This window comes from Lawsonibacter sp. OA9, from assembly GCF_022440585.1.
The window spans coordinates 728,561-748,703 of the sequence record NZ_JAKNTI010000022.1 but is presented as its reverse complement, the minus strand read 5'-3'; the positions used below and the strand labels follow the sequence as shown (position 1 = coordinate 748,703).

Genomic DNA, 20,143 nt, shown 5'->3' with positions numbered 1-20,143 from the left:
CTCACATGGACATGCCGCCGTCCACCGCCAGGACCTGGCCGGTGATATAGGCGGCCTGGTCGCTGGCCAGGAAGGCGACCGCCTGAGCCACTTCCTCCGCCGCGCCCAGACGCTGGGCGGGAATGGTGGGCAGCAGAGCGTCGCGGGCCGCCTGGGGCAGGGCGGCGGTCATATCCGTGTCAATAAATCCGGGGGCAACGGCGTTGACTGTGACGCCTCTGGAGGCCAACTCCTTGGCCAGGGATTTGGTCATGCCGATCACGCCGGCTTTGCTGGCAGCGTAGTTTACCTGTCCGGCGTTGCCGTGGAGCCCCACCACCGAGCTGAGGTTGACAATGCGCCCATAGCGCTGCTTCATCATGGTCCTGGCCACCGCCTTCATGGTCAGGAAGGCTCCCTTCAAATTGGTATCCAGCACCTGGTCCCAGGCGTCCTCCTTCATAGTCATGAGCAGGCCGTCCCGGGTGATGCCGGCGTTGTTGACCAGGATGTGGACAGCTCCAAATTGCTGTAGGGCGGCGTCCACAAGGGCCTTGACCTCATCCGTCTTAGATACGTCGCAGCGCATGGCGGCCGCCTTAGCGCCCAGAGCCTCGCAGGCGGCTACCGTATCCAGGGCGGCCTCCTCGTTGCCGGCGTAGCACAGCATGACATTGGCCCCGCCCCGGGCCAGCTCCAGACAAATGGCCCGGCCGATGCCGCGGCTGCCGCCTGTGACGACGGCGGTCTTTCCGGTAAAATTCATTGATCTTTCTCCTTCATCAGCTGTTCCAGAGTGTTTTTCAGTCCTTCCACGTCCGCTGTACTCTCTACGGCGCAGACAGGGAGTCCAGGTACTGTCTTGCGGACAAAGCCGCTGAGGGCTTTGCCCGGACCGATCTCCACGATGGCATCCACGCCCTGGTCGGCCATGGATCGGATGGAATCCTCCATCCAAACGCTGCTCTGGACCTGTCGGACCAGCAGTTCGGGGATGGAGGGATCGTCCTCCCGGCGGGCCCGGCCCAAACAGTTGAACAGAACTGGGAACTGGGGCTGGCCGAAGGTGATCGTTTGGAAATAGTCTGCCAGCTCCTCCCCGGCGGGGGCCATCAGGGGGGTGTGGAAGGGACCGCTTACCTTGAGAGGCATGGTCCGCTTGGCCCCCAACTCCTTGGCAATGAGGGCTGCCTGTTCCACCGCGGCCCGGTCGCCGCCGATGACCATCTGGCCGGGACAGTTGTAGTTGGCGATGACCACCGTGCCCAGGGCGGAGGCCCGCTGGCAGGCATCCTGGAGGGGCGCGCGGTCCAGGCCCAGGACCGCGACCATGGCGCTCTCTCGACCGCCTGCCGCCCGCTCCATGGCCTTGCCCCGGAAGGCCACCAGCCGGATGGCGGCAGCGGCATCAAAGACTCCGGCGGCGTGGAGGGCGGAGTATTCTCCCAGTGAGAGGCCGGCCGCCAGATTGGGGCAGATGCCGCGCTCCCGCAATACCGCCGTCAGACCGGCCGCGAAGGCCACCATGCAGGGCTGGGTGTACTGGGTCTGGTTCAGCACTCCGTCGGGGTCCTGAAAGCAGACCTGCTTTAAGTCAAATTCTACGGGAGCGCGGTCAAAGACGGCGCGAAAGGCGGGATATGCCTCATAGAGGTCAGCACCCATTCCTGGGTGCTGGCTGCCCTGTCCGGCGTAAAGAAAGCCAAGTTTCATTGAGCGGCCCTCCATTCTTCCATGATTTGGTCCATCTGCTGACTGACAGTGGACAGTTGTGTGATTTCTCCGGCGTTGGAGCCGCAGAAAAACAGCCCGTTTTCCCAATCCCCCTGGACGGCGGCGATCAGGGCTCCGGAGATACAGTAAGGGGTGGTCTTGGGGTTGCAGGGCACCAGGCAGTCGATACACCGCTTTGGGCTGGGTTGAAGCCCTGCCTCCACCCGGCGGATCAAAGGACTGTGCAGAGCGCGGCCCGGCATCCCCACAGGGCTCTGGACGATGGTGATGTCCTCCGGTCTGGCCCGCAGGAGGGCCTCCTTATAGCCCTGACTGGCATCACATTCCTGGGTGGCGATAAAACGGGTGGCGAACTGGGCCCCGGCGGCCCCCTCTCTCATATAGCGGGCCATCTCGGCCCCATCCTTCACCCCGCCGGCCACAAAGACCGGGATGTCCCGCTGGTATTTCTCCCGGAAGGGGGCCAGCGCCTCCAGCACCTCCCGAAGCAGCTCGGAGAGCGGCCTGGGGCTTCCCTCCTGTGCCTGAAGGGCCTCCTCCTTGGTGAAGCCCAGATGCCCGCCGGCGAGGGGGCCCTCCAGCACCACGAAGTCGGGAATACGCTGGAAGTGCCGGTCCCAGAGCCGGCTGATGACCGAGGCGGAACGCCCGCCGCTGACCACAGGGGCCAGGGCGGCGTCGCTCTCCGGAACCTCGGCGGCGATGGCTGGCAGGTCCCTTGGCAGGCCGGCCCCGCAGACCACAGCGTCCACCCCAGCCTTTAGGGCGGTGCGGACACTGTCCGCGTACTGGGTAGTAGCGACCATGGCGTTGATAGCCACCATGCCGGCTCCGCGGGCCAGCTCTTTGGCCCGCTTGACCTGGCGTGCCAGGGCCCGAAGATTGGCCTCCTGGGTATTGCGGTAAAAATCAGGCTCCTGGAAGCCGCAGGCCGCTGTGGAGATAGTGCCCATCCCGCCTTTGGCGGCCACCGCCCCGGCCAGCCGGTCCAGGCTAACTCCAATGCCCATCCCGCCTTGAAGGATGGGTAGAGAGAGGGTCCTCCCTCGGATCGTTACCGCCATTGCTGACCTGTCGCTTCCAGAACGGCCTTTCCGCCGGCATACAGCTCCTCAAAGATCTGGCGCAGGGGCCGGATCTCATGGAGCATACCCGCCACTTGGCCGGACATGACGCTGCCGGTCTCTACGTCGCCGTCAAAGACCGCCCGGCGCAGGCCGCCCAGGGTAACCTTCTCCAGCTCCTCCAGAGAGGCTCCCCTCTTTTCCAGAAGCAGATACTGTCTGGCCATCTTGTTCTTCAGCACCCGGACCGGGCCTCCGATGGACCGGCCGGTGACGGTGGTGTCGCTGTCCTTGGCCTTGAGCAGAGCCTGCTTGTAGTTGTTGTGGATGGGACACTCCTCGCTGACCAGAAGGCAGGTGCCGATCTGGACGCCGCAGGCCCCAAGGGCGAAGGCGGCGGCCAACTGGCGGCCGTCGGCCACGCCGCCGGCGGCGATCACAGGCACGTCCACCGCGTCGATCACCTGGGGGACCAGGGCCATGGTGGTCATCTCTCCCACATGGCCGCCGGATTCCGTGCCCTCGGCGATGATGCCGTCCACCCCGTACCGGGACAGCCGTCGGGCCAGGACGGTGGCCGCTACCACGGGGAACACCTTGACCCCGGCCTCCTTCCAGGCGGGGATATACTTGCCGGGGTTGCCCGCTCCGGTGGTCACTACCTGTACCTTCTCCTGGGCGATGATCTGAGCCATCTGATCGGCGGCAGGATTCATCAGCATCAGGTTGACGCCGAAGGGCTTGTCCGTGAGGGAGCGGCACAGGCGGATCTGCTCCCGCAATTCCTCCGGCTCCCGGATGCCGCCGGCGGCGATGACGCCCAGGGCGCCCGCGTTGGAGCAGGCGGCGGCGAACTGGGGAGTGGCGATGTTGGCCATGCCCCCCTGGATAAAGGGAAACTCCGTTCCCAGGATCTCGTTCAGCTTTTTCATAGTCCTTCTCCTCAAGCAAATTCCACCAGGGCTCCGCCCCAGGTAAGTCCGCCGCCGAAGCCGACCACCAGGACCCGGCTGCCGGGGCCGACGGTGCCCGCCTCCTCCAGCTCGCTGAGGACCAGGGGGATGCTGGCCGCGGAGGTGTTGCCGTATTCGGCGATATTTTTATAGTATTTTTCCGGCGGAATATGGTATTTCCGGACCACCAGGTCGATGATCCGGGCGTTGGCCTGGTGAAAGACGAAGAAATCCACATCGTCCATAGTCTTTCCAGTCCTGGCTAGTACCTGGTCCACGCACCAGGGCACCGCCTCCACGGCGAATTTAAAGACTCGGGTCCCCTCCATTTGGATAACCGAGGGCTCCCCAGTACCGGGGCCGGCGATACGCAGGATATGCTCATCCCCGTGGCAGCCCAAAACTGCGCTGATAGAGGGCCAGTCCTGCCGGCACTCTACCACAGCGGCTCCAGCCCCGTCCCCAAAGAGGATACAGGTGCTCCGGTCATTCCAGTCCACCATGCGGCTGAGTACCTCGGCTCCCACCACCAGGCCGTATTTTCTGGGGGAGGAATTGAGCAGGCACTCCATGGTGTGCAGGGCAAAGAGGAATCCGGTGCAGGCGGCGTTCAGGTCAAAGCAGATGATGTCGTTGGGCAGCCCCAGCTCCCGCTGAAGGGCGCAGGCAGCGGAGGGCACGATGGTATCCGGGCTGACGGTGGCCACGATGCAGGCCCCGATTTCCTCCGGGGCCACCCCCGCTTTGTCCAGCGCCTGCCGGGCGGCGGCGGCGCACAGGCTGTTGTGGCTCTCGGTCTCACAGTGGTGCCGCCGGCGGATGCCGGTACGGCTGCTGATCCACGCGTCGTTGGTATCCATGATCTTGGACAGATCATCATTGGTCACTACATGGGCCGGGACACACCGTCCCATGCCTTTGATCTTGATCCCGTTCATTGGCTCTCCTTCTGGGGAGCGGCCGCCCCCATTTTTCTGAATTTCTGATAGCGGTTGGCGGCCAGATCGGCGGGCTTTTTCTTCAAAAGCTCCCCCAGATGGCGGCTGATAGCCTGGTCCACCTGCTCAAAAGTGATGGCAGGGGCCAGATGGGCGCCGCCCTGGGGCTCGGGGATGACGCTGTCCACCACCCCCAGCTCCAGCAGGTCCGGGGCGGTGAGCTTCATCAGCTGGCAGGCCTCCTCATGGCGGGCGGCGTCTTTCCACAGGATGGAGGCAAATCCCTCAGGGGACAGGATGGCGTACACCGCGTTCTCCAACATAAGGACCCGGTCGGCCACCCCTAAAGCCAGAGCGCCGCCGCTGTTCCCCTCGCCGGTGATCAGGGCGATGACCGGGACAGTGAGCTGGCTCATCTCCATCAGATTCCGGGCGATAGCCTCCCCCTGCCCTCTGGCCTCGGCCTCCAAGCCGGGGTAGGCCCCGGAGGTATCAATAAAGGTGAGGATGGGGCGGCCAAATTTTTCCGCCTGCCTCATCAGGCGCAGGGCCTTACGGTAGCCCTCCGGGTTGGGCATGCCAAAGTTACACTTCAGGTTTTCCTCCAGGTCCTTCCCCTTCCGGGTGCCGATGACCGTGACGGGCCGGCCGCGGTACAGGGCGATACCGCCCAGAATGGCCGGGTCCTCACCGCACAGCCGGTCCCCTTTCTGCTCAAAAAAGTCGGTGAACAGAGCCTGGATATAGTCGTTGATATTGGGCCGCTGGGGGTGTCGGGCGATGGCGACCCGCTGAGCGGCGGTCAAGGTATCGCTCATGGGCGGCCTCCCTTCTGGTGGAGAAGGAGCAGTTGGGAGATGGTGTCCCTCAGCTTCGACCGGGGGACCACCTGGTCCACAAAGCCATGCTCCTCCTGGTACTCCGCCCGTTGGAAGCCCTCAGGCAGAGTTTGGCCAATGGTCTGCTGGATAACCCGGGGACCGGCAAAGCCAATGAGGGCTCCGGGCTCCGCCAGAATGATGTCCCCCAGGGAGGCAAAGCTGGCGGTGACCCCGCCGGTGGTGGGGTCGGTGAGGATGGAGATATAAAGCAGGCCCTTTTGTGAAAAGCGAGCCAGAGCCGCGCTAGTCTTGGCCATCTGCATCAGAGACAGGATGCCCTCCTGCATCCGAGCGCCGCCGCTGGCGGCAAAGAGGATGAGGGGCAGCTTGTTTTTAGTTGCATACTCGATGCCCAAAGTGATCTTTTCTCCCACAGCGGCGCTCATGGAGCCCATCAGAAACCGGCTGTCCAACACCCCCACCACGCACTTGCGGCCATCCACAGTGCCGGTGGCGATGACGGCAGCTTCATTGAGGCCGGTTTTGCGCCGGCTCTCCTCCAGCTTGGACTTGTAGCCGGGGAAGGATAAGGGATCGCCGGCGGGCAGCTTTTCAAACAGCTCCCGAAAGGAGCCGGAGTCCAAAATGGTGCTGAGGCGGTAATAGGCTCCGATGGGGAAGTGGTAGCCGCACAGAGGACAGACAAAGAGATTCTGGGACACGGCCTGCCGCTCGCTGATCTGGGAACATTTGGGGCAGGTCATGGCCTTCTCATTGGGCACATAGCGTTCCCGCAGGGCTTTCATGGCCAGCAGGCGGGACCGGCGCTGGGCAAAGATGTTGTTCACTGGGTCCCCTCACTTTCTTCCAGCCGGCGGCTGAAGTCCAGCAGCTCGGCCAGATTCTCGTCTAAAAACGCTGTGGTGCAGCTTCCCCGAACAAAGGCCGGGTGGTACAGGATCTGATAGGACAGCTCCGCGTTGGTGGCAAAGCCCTCCAGGGCAAACTCCTCCAGACAGCGGCGCATCCGCTTGATTGCCTCCAGCCGGGTGGGGGCGTGGACCAGCAGCTTGGCCGCCATGGAGTCGTAGTAGGGAGACAGGGTACATCCGTTATACAGGCAGGAGTCCACCCTGACGCCCGGCCCGCCGGGGAAGTGGAGAAACTCCACAGTTCCGGGACAGGGCTGAAAATTTTTCCCAGGGTCCTCAGCGTTAATGCGGCATTCGATGGAATGCCCGGTGAGGCACACCTCCCGCTGGTTCACATCCAGGGGCAGGCCGGAGGCGATTCGCAGCTGCTGACGGACCAGGTCTACCCCGGTAATCAGCTCAGTGATGCCGTGCTCCACCTGGATGCGGGTGTTCATCTCCATAAAATAAAAGTGAGTCCCGTCCGAGTCCAGCAGAAATTCCACCGTACCCGCGTTCTCATAGCCCACCGCCTGGGCAGCCCGGACGGCGGCGGCTCCCATCTCTGCCCGCAGTTCAGGGGTGAGGCACCAGGCGGGGGCCTCCTCGATCAGCTTCTGGTTGCGGCGCTGGACCGAGCAGTCCCGGTCCCCCAAGTGGATCACATTTCCCTGACGGTCAGCCAGGATCTGGAACTCAATGTGGCGGGGCCGCAGGATCAGCTTTTCCAGATACATCTGGTCGTCGCCGAAGCAGGCCCGGGCCTCCGCCTTGGCAGCCTGAAAGGCGGCGGGCAGCTCCTCCGGAGAGTTGCATCGGCGGATGCCCCGGCCGCCCCCGCCAGCGGAGGCCTTCAGCAGTACCGGGTAGCCAACCCGCTCCGCCCAGATTAGGGCCTGTTCCACCGTATCTACCGGCCCATCAGAGCCGGGCGTCACCGGCACGCCGGCCCGCCGCATAAGATCCCGCGCGGCGGACTTGGAGCCGGCCTTACGAATGGTGTCACCAGAGGGCCCAATAAAGGTGATCCCCTCCCTGATACACAGGTCGGCGAAGTCGGCGTTTTCTGACAGGAAGCCATAGCCGGGATGGATGCCATCGCACCCCGTGGCTTTGGCGGCGGTGAGCAGGGCGGACTGGTTAAGGTAGCTGTCCGCGGCCTTAGCCGGTCCAATGCAGAGGGACTGGGTGGCCAGCTGGACATGGAGGGCCTCTTGATCCGCCTTGGAATAGACGGCTACGGTTTCAATACCCGCCTCCCGGCAGGCCCGGAGGATGCGCAGGGCGATCTCTCCCCGGTTGGCGATGAGCACCCGCTTCAGCATGGCTGATAGCGGAAGAGGGGCTCGTCAAAGGCCGCCAGCTGTCCGTCGGCCTTCAGCACCTCCTCAATGACACAGTCACAGGGAGCGGGGATCTCGCTCATCATCTTCATAGCCTCGATGAGGCACAGGGGCTGGCCCTTCTTCACCCGGTCGCCCACGGATACAAAGGGGGGCTGGCCGGGAGCCGGCGCGGCGTAGTAGGTGCCCACCAGGGGGGCGTTGACAGTGGGCCCGCTGTTCCGGTCGGGGCGAGACTCCCCCCCGGTGGGACGGGGCGCGGGGGCAGAGGGGACTGCAGAGGCGGTGGAGACAGGCGCCCCTCCCCGGCTCAACTCTATGGAAAAGTCCTGGGTGGACAGCTTTAAGGTGTGGAGAGAGCTGTCCTCAAACCGGGAGATCAGATCAAAAATTTCTTGGTTGGTCATGAAAATTCCCTTTCATAGAAAGTGGTCCCGCCGGAAAAGAGATTGTCTTCCGGCGGGAGCCTGTCAGTTGCTGTGGTCCTTGAGGTAGTTCATGATGTCGCCGACGACCTTCATCTGGGCCAGGGAGTCGTCGTCGATGGAAACGCCGGTGGCCTCCTCCAGCGCCATGGCCAGCTCCACAGAGGCCAGAGAGTCGGCGCCCAGGTCATCCACCAAGGCGGCCTCCAGGGTCACCTGCTCCACGTCGCAGCCCAGAGATTCGGCGATGATATTACGTACCTGCTCAAAGTCCATACGGATTCTCCTCATTCTTGAAATTCAATTATTTTATTTAAAAAATTTTAACTAAAATAATTTAAACACATTGTATGCAGAGAAGGGGCGATTGTCAAGCAAAATTTTGTCGGGGAAAAAATATTTCCATCTATGCGGAAAATCCATCTGGGGATAAAGAAGGCTTTTTTGGCGCATCTATACAAGGGTAAAAAACAAAAAGAGAGGGGTGGCGTGATGTCGTCCATTTGGGAGCAGACCGTCCGGAGAGAAGATCGGCCTCCCCTGGCGGGAGATATCCAGGTCCAGGCGGTAGTAATCGGGGGCGGGATGGCAGGTATCCTGACTGCCAAAGAGCTGGCTGGGCGGGGAGTGCACACCGTAGTGTTGGAGGCTGGACGGCTGGGCGGCGGTCAGACCGGCAGGACCACCGCCAAGATCACCGCCCAGCATGGCATGATATATCAGGGCCTGATCCTCCATTTTGGAAAGGAAAAGGCTAGGCAGTATGCCCTGGCCAACCAGCGGGCGGTGGAGCGATACCGGGGGATGATAGAGCAGGCGGGTGTGCTCTGTGATTTTCAGACCTGTCCGGCCTATCTCTACTCCCGTTTGGCGGCGGAACCGCTGGAGCGGGAGGAGGAAGCCTGCCGCCGGCTGGGCCTGTCAGTGGGATTTACAACCCAAACGACTCTCCCTTTCCCAGTAAAGGCAGCGCTGCGGATGGAGGGGCAGGCCCTGTTCCATCCGCTAAAATTTCTCCACTGGGCCGCCGAGGGTCTGACTGTGTACGAGGACACTCCAGTGACGGCGGTGCGGGGGGACGAAGTATTGACGCCGAAAGGTAAAGTGAGGGCCGAACATATCGTCTTTGCCGCCCACTATCCCTTTGTCAACCTGCCCGGCTTCTATTTTACCCGGCTCCACCAGGAGCGCAGCTATGCGGTCGCCCTAAAAGGGACGGGAGAACTGGACGGGGCCTATTATGGGGTAGACCCGGGCGGCCTGTCCCTTCGGCCCTTCGGCTCCATGGTGCTGCTGGGGGGCGGCGGACACCGGACCGGGGACAACCGGGCCGGGGGACAGTACCAGATGCTGGAGGACAGTGCCGAACGGCTGTGGCCAAACTGCCAGGTGGCAGCACGCTGGTCAGCCCAGGACTGCATCACACTGGACGGAGTGCCATATATCGGCACCTTTAGCCCAACCAGGCCGCGGTGGTATGTGGCCACCGGCTTTGGCAAGTGGGGAATGACATCCTCTATGGTAGCGTCAGAGCTCATCGCAGACCAGATTTGCGGCAAAGAGAATGCTCTGGCTCCCATTTTTTCTCCCCGTCGCTTCAGTATGCTGGCGGCCAGAACCATGGCGAAAGAGGGGGGCCAGGCCGCACGGGGGCTGGCCAGAGCGGTCTTTGCCCAGGGAGAGGGCTCGCTGGACGGGCTCCCTCCGGGCCACGGCGGACTGGTATCCTGGCAGGGGAAAAAGGTGGGCGCCTACCGGGATGAGGAGGGGCAGCTCTACCTAGTGGACCCACGCTGCCCCCACATGGGCTGCCAGCTGGAGTGGAACCCAGAGGAACGGAGCTGGGACTGCCCCTGCCATGGCTCTCGGTTTGACTATGAGGGCCGCCTTCTGGACGGACCAGCCCAGACGGGACTATAAAATAAAATCCACCCGGCGCTGATGCGTCCGGGTGGATTTTTATAATGTGAAATGGCTTACAGGCCGGCAGACCGGGGTGCCTCATGGATATTGTGCTTCTTGGCGTAGCCGGTAAGCATGAGGGTCAGGGCCCCATCGCCAGTGACATTACAGGCGGTGCCAAAGCTGTCCTGAAGGGCGAAAATGGTCATCATCAGGCCCGTACCAGTATCATCAAAGCCCAGGACACTGATGATGAGTCCCAGAGAAGCCATGACCGTACCGCCAGGAACACCAGGAGCGCCCACGGCGAAAATGCCCAGCAAAAGGCAGAACAGAACCATGGTCAGGGGCTCAGGCAGCTTTCCATAGAGCACCTGGGATACCGTCATCACGAAGAATACCTCGGTCAGCACCGATCCGCACAGGTGGATGTTGGCGAACAGAGGGATACCAAAGTCCACCATATCACGGCGCAAAACGGAGGACTTTTGGGCGCAGCGCAGAGCCACAGCCAGGGTGGCGGCGGAGGACATAGTACCCACAGCGGTGAGGTAGGCGGGGCCGTAGTGCTTCACAACCTCCATAGGATTGGAGCCGGAGTAGGCACCGGCCAGGCCGTACAACACGGTCATCCAGATGAAGTGACCCACTATGACGATGAGGATAACAATGAGGAATACAGGCAGCTGTTTGGTAATGGAGCCCTCAAAGGCCAGGCCACAGAAGGTGGCGGCAATGAAGAAGGGCAGGATGGGGATGACCACCTTGGTCACGATGGAAAGTACAATCTGCTGAAACTCCTCCAGTACCTGGGTAGTGGTGCGGGCGTGTGTCCAGGTGGCAGCCAGCCCTACCAGCACCGAGAAGATCAGAGCGGACATGACAGTCATAATGGGGGCGATCTCCAGGTCGAAGAGCAGTTCAGGGAGCTCCCGCAGCCCCTCGGCCGCGGACTGGATGGACAGGCTGGGGATAATAGTGTAGCCGGCCCCCATGGACATCAGCGCGGCGCACACAGAGGACGCATAGGCCAGGATCAGGGCCAGGCCCAGCATCTTAGAGGCGTTGGACCGAAGCCGTGTGATGGAGGGGGCGATAAAGCCAATGATGATGAGGGGAACACAGAAATTGATCAGAGAGCCCAGCAGACTCTTGACTGTGAGGACCACCTGCATAATCATGCTGCCCACATCGGTCTCTCCGATATACAGATTGGCGGAGAACAGGCCCAGAGCGATACCGACGATCACGCCGATGATGAGCCGTGCGGGAAGACTGCCCAAAAATTTTTTCATAGGGAACACGTCCTTTCCGATACTTACGGCACAGCCGCAGGGGAAGCTATACTTATGCCGGAAAAATCGCTTTTATGCCTGTACGTCGGCCAGAAGCTGTGCGGCCAGAGCCGGGTCCACGTTGCCGCCCGACAGAACAAAGGCCACCTTCTGGCCCTTCTCCACAGGCAGCCGGCCAGCCAGAGCGGCGGCCACAGGGAGGGCGCCGGAGGGCTCCACCATCAGCTTGGCCTTTGTCATCAGCAGCACCATCGCCTGACAGATATGGTCGTCGTCCGCCGTGCAGAGCTCATCCACCTTATCCTGGATCATCTCAAAGTTGAACAGGGTCGCGTGGTCCGTGCGGGTACCGTCGGCGATGGTGTCCACTTTATCCAGGGTGACAGGCTGTCCGGCAGCCCGGCTGCGGGCATATCGGTCCGCCCCAGCGGGCTCTACACCAATGGTCTTAACCTGGGGAGCCAGGCCCTTGACGGCGGTAGCAACGCCGGAAATAAGTCCGCCGCCGCCAATGGGGACCGCCACAGCGTCCACAGCGGGCTGGTCCTCGATGATCTCCAGTCCAATGGTCCCCTGTCCTGCGGCCACATAGGGGTCAGCATAGGGATGAACGTTCACCATGCCCTCCTGCTCCACCAGCTGGGCAGCTCTTCCCTCCCTCTGGGAGCCCAGAGTGCCCACCAGCTCCACCTGGCCGCCGAAAGCCTTGACACCGGCCAGCTTGACCGGGTTGGCATTGGTAGGCATAACGATGACCGCCCGGGCTCCTAGACGGTGGGCGGCACAGGCCACCCCCTGGGCGTGATTGCCAGAGGAGGCGCACACGATACCCCGGTCCAGTTCCTCCTGAGTCAGAGACAGGGCCTTGTTCATGGCGCCCCGGAGCTTAAAGGCACCCATGACCTGGAAGCCTTCAAATTTCAGATACACCTCGCAGCCCAGCGCCTCGTCCAGGGCGGGCACTCGGAGCAGTGGTGTACGGGTAATATACGGAGCGATGCGGCTCTGGGCCGCCTGGACATCTTGAAGTGAAATCATAAAAGTTTTCCTCCTTTTTATGGTACTTTAATTAAAGCACACTATGGCGGAAAGAGCAAGGTATAACAGAGAAAAGGCAGAGAAAAACCCCGGACCCAGAGGGTCCGGGGCGGAGAGAAATCATTTTCCAGGCTTGAAACCGTCCTTTAGGCTGACAGCCCGGTTGAATACCAACGCTCCGGGCTTGGAGTCCTTGGAGTCGGCGCAGAAATAGCCCAGGCGGAGGAACTGGAACCGGTCGGCAGGCTGGGCGGCGGCCAGAGAGGCCTCCAGCTTGCAGCCCTCCAGCACCTCCAGAGAGCCGGGGTTCAGGCAGTCCAGGAAGTCCTTGTCCCCGCCGTCTGGATTCTCGTCAGCAAAGAGGTTATCGTACAGCCGGACCTGAGCGTCCACGGCGGTGGAGGCGTCCACCCAGTGGATGGTAGCCCCCTTCACCTTCCGGCCGTCAGCGGGATTCCCGCCGGAGCTGTCCGGGTCATAGGTGGCCAGGATCTCTACCACCCGACCGCTCTCGTCCTTGACACAGCCGGTGCAGGTAATCAGATAGGCTCCCTTCAGGCGGCACTCCGGGCCCTCGGGATACAGCCGCTTATACTTGGGGATGGGCTGTTCCATAAAGTCCTCCTCCTCCACATACAGGTGGCGGGAGAAGGTGACAGAGCGGGTGCCGGCGGCGGGATCGTTGGGGTTGTTCTCCACCTGGAAGGTCTCAGACTGGCCCTCAGGGTAGTTGGTGATGGTCAGCTTAATGGGGCGCAGCACGGCCATGGCACGCTGGGCGTGGTCGTTCAGGTCCTCCCGCAGACAGTGCTCCAAAAAGCCGTACTCCACGGTGGAGGTGTTCTTGGCCACACCGATGCGGTCGCAGAAGTTCCGGATGGCGGCGGGGGTGTAGCCCCGGCGGCGCAGGCCACACAGAGTGGGCATCCGGGGGTCATCCCAGCCGGACACATAGCCCTCCTCCACCAGCTTGCGCAGCTTCCGCTTGCTCATGACAGTATAGTTGATGCCCAGGCGGGCGAACTCGATCTGCCGGGGGCGGCTGGGCACGTCGGTGTTGTTGATGACCCAGTCGTACAGGGGGCGGTGGTCCTCATACTCCAGGGAACACAGGGAGTGGGTGATGCCCTCCAGGGCATCCTGGATGGGGTGGGCAAAGTCGTACATAGGGAAGATACACCACTTGGTGCCCTGGCGGTGGTGCTCAATATACCGGATGCGATAGAGCACCGGGTCCCGCATATTAAAGTTTCCGCTGGCCAGGTCAATCTTGGCCCGGAGGGTGTACTTGCCTTCAGGGAACTCGCCGGCCCGCATCCGCTGAAACAAATCCAGGGACTCCTCAACGGGGCGGTCCCGCCAGGGGGAGCGGGCTGGGGTGTTCACATCGCCCCGGTACTCCTTAAACTGCTCCGGGGTGAGTTCACACACGTAGGCCAATCCTTTTTTGATCAGGCCGATGGCCAGCTCATAGGTCTTCTCAAAGTAGTCGCTGCCGTAAAAGAACCGGTCTCCCCAGTCGAAGCCCAGCCAGTGAATGTCCTCCTGGATGGCGTCCACGAACTCCGTGTCCTCCTTGGCGGGGTTGGTGTCGTCCATGCGCAGGTTGCAGATGCCGCCGAATTTTTCAGCGGAGCCAAAGTCGATGATCAGCGCCTTGCAGTGGCCGATGTGAAGATAACCGTTGGGTTCGGGAGGGAAACGGGTGTGGACCTGCATCCCGGCGAACCGCCCTCCTTCGGAGATATCCTCCTGGATGAACTGGTGGATAAAGTTCTGGCTCTCGCCAGATTCCCCATCCGTGCCGCCGGCGGCAATCTTGATCTCTTCCGACATATGTGTCCCTCCTGTTTCTTTTCCAGGTATGAAGGTCTGGCAGACCGACATAGCATTAACTGGTTCATTCTACACCATTCTTGATATGGATTGCAAGGGTTTCCTACGGATATTCTGTCCTTCCGGGGGGAAGTTAAAAAACTTTTGGAAAAATTTGTCCCTGTGTGACAAGGTTACGGAAGAAACCGGGGGTGGCAGATAGAATCATAGCAGAAAGGGGGCCACGGAAATGACTGGGAGAAAAGCGGTAGTAGACCGGCGGCTGTGCGTAGCCTGCGGCACCTGTGTCAAGGTATGTCCCAAGGAGGCGATTGCCGTGCGCAAGGGGCTGTACGCGGAGGTTTCCCTGCAACAATGCGTAGGCTGTGGTCTCTGCGCCAGAGCCTGTCCGGCAGACATTATTCAGATTAGGGAGGTGGCAGCCGGATGAATCGGCAAAAGCGTTGGTATGATTATCTCTGGGTGGCGTCCCTGCTCTATCTGATCCTGGGATTTTTTAATATCTTGTTTGCCTGGCTGGGTCTACTGTGTTTCGCGATCCCACTGATCATGGCGGCAGCGGGCAAGGACAAGGGGTACTGCAACCGCTACTGCGGCCGGGGGCAGCTGTTTGCCCTGCTGGGAGGAAAATGGAAGCTGTCCCGCGGACTCCCGATCCCCCATTGGCTCAAGTCCAAATGGTTTCGATATGGTTTTCTAACCTTCTTCATGGCCATGTTTCTCAATATGCTCTACGTCACCTGGCTGGTGTTTGCCGGAGTCGGGGAGCTAAGGCAGGCGGTTACACTGCTGTGGACCTTCAAGCTGCCCTGGCACTGGGCCTATCCGGTTCAGGTCACTCCTTGGATCGCGCAGTTTGCCTTTGGTTTTTACAGCGTTATGTTTACCTCCACAGTGCTGGGCCTGGTCACCATGTTCCTGTTCCGCCCCCGAACCTGGTGTGTCTACTGTCCGATGGGTACCATGACACAGATGATCTGCACGGTCAAGCACGGAAGAAAGGAATAGTTTTTTCTCTTTGCAAGAACGAAAAAATGGATATAATAAATATATAGAAAGAAGGTGGCTCCATGACCTATGATATCATCGTATTGGGCAGCGGCCCGGCGGGGCTGGCTGCCGCTGTTGGGGCCAGGGGCCGTGGCAAGCGCGTGCTGGTCATTGGCAACCGGTGGCAGGACAGCCCCCTGGCCCGGGCGGAGCAGGTAGACAACTACCTGGGCCTGCCCGGTCGGACTGGCCATGAGATGCTGGAGGAATTCCAGCGCCACGCCGAGCAGATGGGGACCGAGTTTCTGACTGGAAAAGCCATCTCCCTCATGGCCTGGAAGGGGTTTATGGTCACGGTGGGCAGCCAAGTGTACGACAGCCGGGCCCTGATCCTGGCCCCTGGGGTCATCCGCCAGGCCAAATATCCCGGCGAGGAGGAGTATCTGGGCCGGGGTGTGAGCTACTGTGCGACCTGTGACGGAATGCTCTACCGGAACAAGCCCGTCGTGGTGGTGGGGCGTTCTCCGGACGCCCCACATGAAGCCAACTATCTGAAAAGCCTAGGGTGCCAGGTCACCTATGTCGCCGCCAGAGAGCCCCAGGGACTGGATCAGGAGATCCCCTTTGTCCGGGCCGGTCGGCTGGCGGTCAAGGGGGAGCAGGCCGTCACCGCCCTGGAGGCGGACGGAGCCTCTATTCCCTGCGCCGGCATTTTTATCCTGCGCCAGGCGGTGGCCCCCACCGATCTGCTCCCCGCCCTGGAGACGGAGGAGGGCTACATCAGGGTGGACCGCCGGATGGCCACCAATGTAGAGGGTGTGTTCGCTGCCGGCGACTGTACTGGCGGGCCCCTTCAGGTGGCCAAAGCGGTCGGAGAGGGCCACGTGGCCGCACTATCTGCCTGTGAATATCTAGACCAGATAAAATAGAGCGGTCGATATCCCCCCGCTGTCGACAGGGATAAAAAACTAATATTAAAAAATACAGGAAAGGAAGTATACAAATGACTCATTTCAACAAAGAGAGCTTCGATAAGGCCTTGGACCAGGGCAAGCTGATGATGGTGGACTTCTGGGCTGACTGGTGCGGCCCCTGCCGTATGCTGGGTCCTGTCATCGAGGACCTGGCTGACCGGTACGAGGGAAAGGCCGTAGTCGGCAAGGTAAATGTGGATGATGAGCAGGAGCTGGCTATCCGATATGGCGTCATGTCCATCCCCACTGTCATCTTCTTCAAGGATGGCAAGGAGATTAACCGGAAGGTGGGCGTCATGCCAGAGAGCGCCTTCACCGAGGTGCTGGACAAGGAACAGTAAGAGCTCTTGTGGAAGGATTTCAGGGGAGAGGGAAACCTCTCCCCTTCCTCTTTTCTCTGCCAGGACTGGCAGGTGGCAGGGTCATTGCATCTTATTTTTCTCTTGCCGACAAGGAAACTTCAAACATACATTTCGCGCCTTCTTTTTCGCAATCTTAAATCCGCACAACTGGTTTTAACAGGCAATCCATATCGGCATCGGAATCTTTCTCCGCCTGTGTTGCGCTTCCCTGAAAAAAAGTTATAATAGAAGTCGAATCCTGTTGAAAGAGGAGATATATTTTGTACATTGCCGACCTTCATATCCACTCCCGGTTTTCCCGCGCCACCAGCAGGGACTGCGACGCCCCTCACCTGGACTGGTGGGCCCGGCGGAAGGGCATCCAACTGCTGGGCACCGGGGATTTCACTCATCCGGCCTGGCGGGCCGAGCTGAAGGAGCAGCTGCTCCCCCTGGGGGATGGGACTTACACCCTACGGGAGTCCTTCGCCCTGCCGGATGGTCTATCCTCCCCCCCGCCCCGATTCGTCGTCACTGGTGAGATCAGCTCCATCTATAAGCGGGATGGAAAGACCCGGAAGGTCCATAACCTTATCCTTCTCCCCTCTCTGGAGGCGGCGGACCTGCTGTCCACCAAGCTGGAGGCCATCGGGAACATCCGCTCCGACGGCCGGCCCATCCTCGGGCTGGACAGCCGGGATCTGCTGGAGCTGGCCCTGGACACCTGCCCGGAGGCGGAGTTCATTCCAGCTCATATCTGGACCCCTCACTTTGCCATGTTTGGGGCCTTCTCCGGCTTTGATTCCGTGGAGGAGTGCTTTGGTCCTCTTCGCTCCCACATCCATGCCGTGGAGACCGGCCTGTCCTCCGATCCGCCTATGAACTGGCGGGTGTCCGATCTGGACGGCCTCACCCTGGTTTCCAACTCCGACGCCCACTCCCCTGCCAAGCTGGGACGGGAGGCCAACCTGCTGGATGGAGACATCTCTTACTCCGGCCTGATCCACTCCATTCGAACAGGCCAGGACTTTCTGGGCACTGTGGAGTTCTTCCCCGAGGAGGGCAAGTACCACCTGGACGGCCACCGGAACTGCGGCGTCTGCCTCACTCCGGCGGAAACGCTGGCCAGAGGCGGCCTGTGCCCAGTCTGCGGCAGAAAGCTGACCATCGGCGTGGAGCACCGGGTGGAGGCCCTGGCCGACCGGCCCGCTGGCTTTCAGCCACAGAGGGCCAAGCCCTTCGAAAGTCTGGCTCCTCTACCAGAGGTTATCGCCGCCTCCACTGGCTCCTCCCCCACGGCAAAGGGGACCATGGAGCGGTACGAGAGCCTGCTCCACGGCCTGGGCCCAGAGTTCTATATCCTGCGCCAAGCCCCCATTCCAGACATCAGCCAGCTGGCCGGCCCCTGTGTGGCCGAGGGCATCCGCCGCCTGCGGCTGGGCGAGGTAGACCGCCGTCCGGGCTTTGACGGGGAGTATGGGGTCATCTCCCTTCTGACTCCCGGTGAGATCCAGCGATTCAGCGGTCAGTTTTCTCTTTTTGCCCCTGAGGAAAAGGGAGACTTCTCCCACAAATCCCAGGTCCTCCCCTCCCCCGCCGCCACCATCAAAGCGGCTGACGCCCCTCCTCGCGGGGAGGAATTGAACCCAGAGCAGCTGGCTGCTGTCACCGCCCCAGAGCCCGTGGTGGCCGTGGTGGCGGGGCCAGGTACAGGAAAGACCAAAACATTGGTCGCCCGTGTCGCCTATCTGGTGGAGGAGCTGGGGGTCCGCCCCCAGGAGATCACCGCTGTCACCTTCACAAACCAGGCCGCCGCCGAGATGCGCCAGCGGTTGGAGCGGCGTCTGGGCGGCAAGCGGGCTGTTTCCCCCATGACCATCGGAACTTTCCACGCTATCTGCCTGAAGCTGCTGGGCCAGGTCCGCCTAATCAGCCGGGGAGAGGGGCTGACAGCGGCCAGTCAGGTTCTCCAGTCCCTGGGCCGGAAAGGTTCCCCCAAGGAGCTGCTCCAGGGGGTGTCTCAGGTCAAAAACGGGTTTTCTCTGGAGGAGGCCGGGCTGGATGAGGAGGCCTATCGGGCCTACCGCTCCTATTTGGAGGCGCTGGGCGTTCTGGATTTTGATGACCTGCTGGCGGAGGGACTGAAGGTGGACACCGCCGGGCGTAAAAACTTCCGCTATCTTCTGATCGATGAGTTTCAGGACATCAACGATACCCAGTACGCCCTTGCCCGGCAGTGGTCCCAGGGCAGCCGGAGCCTGTTTGTCATCGGAGACCCCGACCAGTCCATCTACGGATTCCGGGGGGCCAGTGGCCGCTGTTTTCAGCGGCTGGCAGAAGATCTGCCCCACTTGCGCCAGATTTGCCTGGTGGAGAATTACCGCTCCACGCCCCAGGTGCTCCAGGCCGCCCTCCCTGTGATCCAAGCCGGGAAGGGCGACTCCAGGACGCTCTCCCCCAACTGCCCGCCCGGTCCTCCTGTGCGGCTTATCACCGCCCCGGACGACTTTGCCGAGGGGGTGTTGATCGCCAAGGAGATTGGACGGATGACCGGAGGGGTGGATATGCTGGAGGCCCAGCGCCTAGGCGCGTCACAGGAGGCCCGCGCCTTCTCCGATATCGCCGTCCTCTGCCGCACCCACCGGCAGCTGGAGCTGATTGAGAGCTGTCTCCGCCATGACGACATCCCCTGCGTCGTCAGCGGGCGGGAGGATTTCTGGGACTCCGACCTTGTCCGGGGAACCCTGGCCTTTTTCCGCTCTGTCCAGGTTCCCTGGGACGGGCCTGCGCTAGAGTCCGCCCTTCGCCTGGTGTTCCAGTGCCCCACTGACCTGGTCCAGAAGGCCCTGGCGGTGTGCCGGCCTCTGTCCTCTCTGGAAGAGCCGGTCCTGCGGGATGCCTTCCGTGGTTACGGCCACCTGGAGGCATGGCTGGATCAGGCCCTCTCCTGGCTCCCGCAGGTTCAAAAAGAAAAGCCTTGGCGGCTGGTGGAGCACTGGATCGAGCAGCGGGGCTCCTCCCCGGAGCTGGTACGGCTGAAAGGGGCGGCTGTGTTCCACCCTACCCTGGACAGCCTGTGGAACGCCCTGATCCTGGGCCAGGAGGGGGACCTGTGCCGGGCATCCGGCAAAGGCTGGCAGTCCGGAGCTGTCCGGCTTATGACACTCCACGCCTCCAAGGGGCTGGAGTTTCCGGCCGTCCTGCTGGCTGGTCTCAAGGCCGGCTCCCTGCCGCTGGAGACCAAGGGCAGGCCAGCCGATCTGGAGGAGGAGCGCCGGCTGTTCTATGTGGGCATGACCCGCGCCAAGGAGGAGCTGATCCTTACCACCGCCGGAGAGCCCTCCCTCTTCCTGGCAAACCTTCCGACAACGGTCCGGCGGGAAAGGCTGACCGCCCGTCCCGCTCCCCCCGCGGAGCAGCTCTCCCTGTTTTAGCGGACAGCAGTCTACGTTTCTTTCTCCATATCCACACAGGAAAAGGCGGCGGCCAAGAAGCTTCTTGGCCGCCGTTGCGTGTGGTTCCTTTGCTCTAGGCTTTCTGAGTTAACAATCCTCCCCTCTCCAAGCGGAGACAATCAGGAGAATTTTTTCGTCCTATTT

The 20,143-nt window shown here is 61.6% G+C and carries 19 protein-coding genes; 6 read left to right on the top strand and 13 right to left on the bottom strand.

Annotated elements, in window-relative coordinates:
- Position 1 precedes the first annotated feature (1 nt).
- The 10 genes from fabG to MCG44_RS04600 form a co-directional block, all read right to left on the bottom strand.
- Positions 2-745: a 3-oxoacyl-[acyl-carrier-protein] reductase gene (fabG, locus tag MCG44_RS04645; protein WP_240287052.1), complete on the bottom strand. Its 744-nt coding sequence runs from the start codon at positions 743-745 to the stop codon at positions 2-4.
- Positions 742-1,692: an ACP S-malonyltransferase gene (gene fabD, locus MCG44_RS04640; protein WP_240287050.1), complete on the bottom strand. Its 951-nt coding sequence runs from the start codon at positions 1,690-1,692 to the stop codon at positions 742-744. Before fabD ends, fabG begins: the two co-directional genes overlap by 4 nt.
- Positions 1,689-2,777 carry an NAD(P)H-dependent flavin oxidoreductase gene (locus tag MCG44_RS04635; protein ID WP_147570742.1) on the bottom strand — a complete coding sequence of 363 codons (1,089 nt, stop codon included), beginning with the start codon at positions 2,775-2,777 and terminating at the stop codon, positions 1,689-1,691. Before MCG44_RS04635 ends, fabD begins: the two co-directional genes overlap by 4 nt.
- The gene (locus MCG44_RS04630) at positions 2,768-3,709 is read right to left on the bottom strand and encodes a nitronate monooxygenase (RefSeq protein WP_240287049.1); all 942 of its coding nucleotides are present in this window, start codon (positions 3,707-3,709) and stop codon (positions 2,768-2,770) included. Before MCG44_RS04630 ends, MCG44_RS04635 begins: the two co-directional genes overlap by 10 nt.
- Positions 3,710-3,720: 11 nt before the next feature.
- Positions 3,721-4,668 carry a beta-ketoacyl-ACP synthase III gene (locus tag MCG44_RS04625; protein WP_240287047.1) on the bottom strand — a complete coding sequence of 316 codons (948 nt, stop codon included), beginning with the start codon at positions 4,666-4,668 and terminating at the stop codon, positions 3,721-3,723.
- Positions 4,665-5,486: an acetyl-CoA carboxylase carboxyltransferase subunit alpha gene (locus MCG44_RS04620; protein ID WP_240287045.1), complete on the bottom strand. Its 822-nt coding sequence runs from the start codon at positions 5,484-5,486 to the stop codon at positions 4,665-4,667. The genes MCG44_RS04625 and MCG44_RS04620 overlap by 4 nt, the downstream gene beginning before the upstream one ends.
- Positions 5,483-6,337 (bottom strand): acetyl-CoA carboxylase, carboxyltransferase subunit beta, encoded by an 855-nt coding sequence (gene accD, locus MCG44_RS04615; RefSeq protein WP_240287043.1) that lies wholly within the window; start codon positions 6,335-6,337, stop codon positions 5,483-5,485. The genes MCG44_RS04620 and accD overlap by 4 nt, the downstream gene beginning before the upstream one ends.
- A complete protein-coding gene (accC, locus tag MCG44_RS04610) occupies positions 6,334-7,725 on the bottom strand; it encodes an acetyl-CoA carboxylase biotin carboxylase subunit (protein ID WP_240287041.1) in 1,392 nt (463 codons plus the stop codon). Before accC ends, accD begins: the two co-directional genes overlap by 4 nt.
- Positions 7,719-8,150 carry an acetyl-CoA carboxylase biotin carboxyl carrier protein gene (locus tag MCG44_RS04605; RefSeq protein WP_147570748.1) on the bottom strand — a complete coding sequence of 144 codons (432 nt, stop codon included), beginning with the start codon at positions 8,148-8,150 and terminating at the stop codon, positions 7,719-7,721. Before MCG44_RS04605 ends, accC begins: the two co-directional genes overlap by 7 nt.
- A 63-nt stretch (positions 8,151-8,213) precedes the next feature.
- Positions 8,214-8,444, bottom strand: a complete 231-nt coding sequence (locus MCG44_RS04600) for an acyl carrier protein (protein ID WP_147570749.1) — start codon at positions 8,442-8,444, stop codon at positions 8,214-8,216.
- Between the two features lie 216 nt (positions 8,445-8,660).
- Here MCG44_RS04600 and MCG44_RS04595 point away from each other — a divergent pair, with 216 nt between their 5' ends.
- The gene (locus MCG44_RS04595; protein WP_240287039.1) at positions 8,661-10,088 is read left to right on the top strand and encodes an FAD-dependent oxidoreductase; all 1,428 of its coding nucleotides are present in this window, start codon (positions 8,661-8,663) and stop codon (positions 10,086-10,088) included.
- 56 nt (positions 10,089-10,144) lie between these two features.
- Here the strand turns inward: MCG44_RS04595 and MCG44_RS04590 are convergent, their stop codons facing one another.
- The 3 genes from MCG44_RS04590 to MCG44_RS04580 all read right to left on the bottom strand — a co-directional run bounded on the left by MCG44_RS04590 (position 10,145) and on the right by MCG44_RS04580 (position 14,239).
- Positions 10,145-11,365 carry a dicarboxylate/amino acid:cation symporter gene (locus tag MCG44_RS04590; RefSeq protein ID WP_186852760.1) on the bottom strand — a complete coding sequence of 407 codons (1,221 nt, stop codon included), beginning with the start codon at positions 11,363-11,365 and terminating at the stop codon, positions 10,145-10,147.
- A 72-nt stretch (positions 11,366-11,437) separates the two neighbouring features.
- A complete protein-coding gene (locus MCG44_RS04585) occupies positions 11,438-12,403 on the bottom strand; it encodes a threonine/serine dehydratase (protein ID WP_186852761.1) in 966 nt (321 codons plus the stop codon).
- Positions 12,404-12,523: 120 nt separating this feature from the next.
- On the bottom strand, positions 12,524-14,239 hold the full coding sequence (locus tag MCG44_RS04580; RefSeq protein ID WP_186852762.1) for a glutamine--tRNA ligase/YqeY domain fusion protein: 1,716 nt from the start codon (positions 14,237-14,239) through the stop codon (positions 12,524-12,526).
- 229 nt (positions 14,240-14,468) lie between these two features.
- On the opposite strand from MCG44_RS04580, the gene MCG44_RS04575 reads away from it, so the two are divergent.
- From MCG44_RS04575 to MCG44_RS04555, 5 genes are all read left to right on the top strand, one after another.
- A complete protein-coding gene (locus MCG44_RS04575) occupies positions 14,469-14,669 on the top strand; it encodes a 4Fe-4S dicluster domain-containing protein (protein ID WP_147570753.1) in 201 nt (66 codons plus the stop codon).
- Positions 14,666-15,247 (top strand): 4Fe-4S binding protein, encoded by a 582-nt coding sequence (locus MCG44_RS04570; RefSeq protein WP_240287037.1) that lies wholly within the window; start codon positions 14,666-14,668, stop codon positions 15,245-15,247. The genes MCG44_RS04575 and MCG44_RS04570 overlap by 4 nt, the downstream gene beginning before the upstream one ends.
- 62 nt (positions 15,248-15,309) lie before the next feature.
- Entirely contained in the window at positions 15,310-16,158 is an 849-nt protein-coding gene (locus tag MCG44_RS04565; RefSeq protein WP_147570755.1) for an NAD(P)/FAD-dependent oxidoreductase, read from the top strand.
- A gap of 74 nt (positions 16,159-16,232) precedes the next feature.
- A complete protein-coding gene (gene trxA, locus MCG44_RS04560) occupies positions 16,233-16,544 on the top strand; it encodes a thioredoxin (RefSeq protein WP_240287035.1) in 312 nt (103 codons plus the stop codon).
- Between the two features lie 281 nt (positions 16,545-16,825).
- Positions 16,826-19,978 carry a UvrD-helicase domain-containing protein gene (locus MCG44_RS04555; protein ID WP_240287033.1) on the top strand — a complete coding sequence of 1,051 codons (3,153 nt, stop codon included), beginning with the start codon at positions 16,826-16,828 and terminating at the stop codon, positions 19,976-19,978.
- Positions 19,979-20,143 lie beyond the last annotated feature (165 nt).

Coding starts and splice junctions, on each gene's coding strand:
- fabG (WP_240287052.1), bottom strand. CDS start 745: ATGAATTTTACCGGAAAGACCGCCGTCGTCACAGGCGGCAGCCGCGGC.
- fabD (WP_240287050.1), bottom strand. CDS start 1,692: ATGAAACTTGGCTTTCTTTACGCCGGACAGGGCAGCCAGCACCCAGGA.
- MCG44_RS04635 (WP_147570742.1), bottom strand. CDS start 2,777: ATGGCGGTAACGATCCGAGGGAGGACCCTCTCTCTACCCATCCTTCAA.
- MCG44_RS04630 (WP_240287049.1), bottom strand. CDS start 3,709: ATGAAAAAGCTGAACGAGATCCTGGGAACGGAGTTTCCCTTTATCCAG.
- MCG44_RS04625 (WP_240287047.1), bottom strand. CDS start 4,668: ATGAACGGGATCAAGATCAAAGGCATGGGACGGTGTGTCCCGGCCCAT.
- MCG44_RS04620 (WP_240287045.1), bottom strand. CDS start 5,486: ATGAGCGATACCTTGACCGCCGCTCAGCGGGTCGCCATCGCCCGACAC.
- accC (WP_240287041.1), bottom strand. CDS start 7,725: ATGCTGAAGCGGGTGCTCATCGCCAACCGGGGAGAGATCGCCCTGCGC.
- MCG44_RS04605 (WP_147570748.1), bottom strand. CDS start 8,150: ATGACCAACCAAGAAATTTTTGATCTGATCTCCCGGTTTGAGGACAGC.
- MCG44_RS04600 (WP_147570749.1), bottom strand. CDS start 8,444: ATGGACTTTGAGCAGGTACGTAATATCATCGCCGAATCTCTGGGCTGC.
- MCG44_RS04595 (WP_240287039.1), top strand. CDS start 8,661: ATGTCGTCCATTTGGGAGCAGACCGTCCGGAGAGAAGATCGGCCTCCC.
- MCG44_RS04590 (WP_186852760.1), bottom strand. CDS start 11,365: ATGAAAAAATTTTTGGGCAGTCTTCCCGCACGGCTCATCATCGGCGTG.
- MCG44_RS04585 (WP_186852761.1), bottom strand. CDS start 12,403: ATGATTTCACTTCAAGATGTCCAGGCGGCCCAGAGCCGCATCGCTCCG.
- MCG44_RS04580 (WP_186852762.1), bottom strand. CDS start 14,239: ATGTCGGAAGAGATCAAGATTGCCGCCGGCGGCACGGATGGGGAATCT.
- MCG44_RS04575 (WP_147570753.1), top strand. CDS start 14,469: ATGACTGGGAGAAAAGCGGTAGTAGACCGGCGGCTGTGCGTAGCCTGC.
- MCG44_RS04570 (WP_240287037.1), top strand. CDS start 14,666: ATGAATCGGCAAAAGCGTTGGTATGATTATCTCTGGGTGGCGTCCCTG.
- MCG44_RS04565 (WP_147570755.1), top strand. CDS start 15,310: ATGACCTATGATATCATCGTATTGGGCAGCGGCCCGGCGGGGCTGGCT.
- trxA (WP_240287035.1), top strand. CDS start 16,233: ATGACTCATTTCAACAAAGAGAGCTTCGATAAGGCCTTGGACCAGGGC.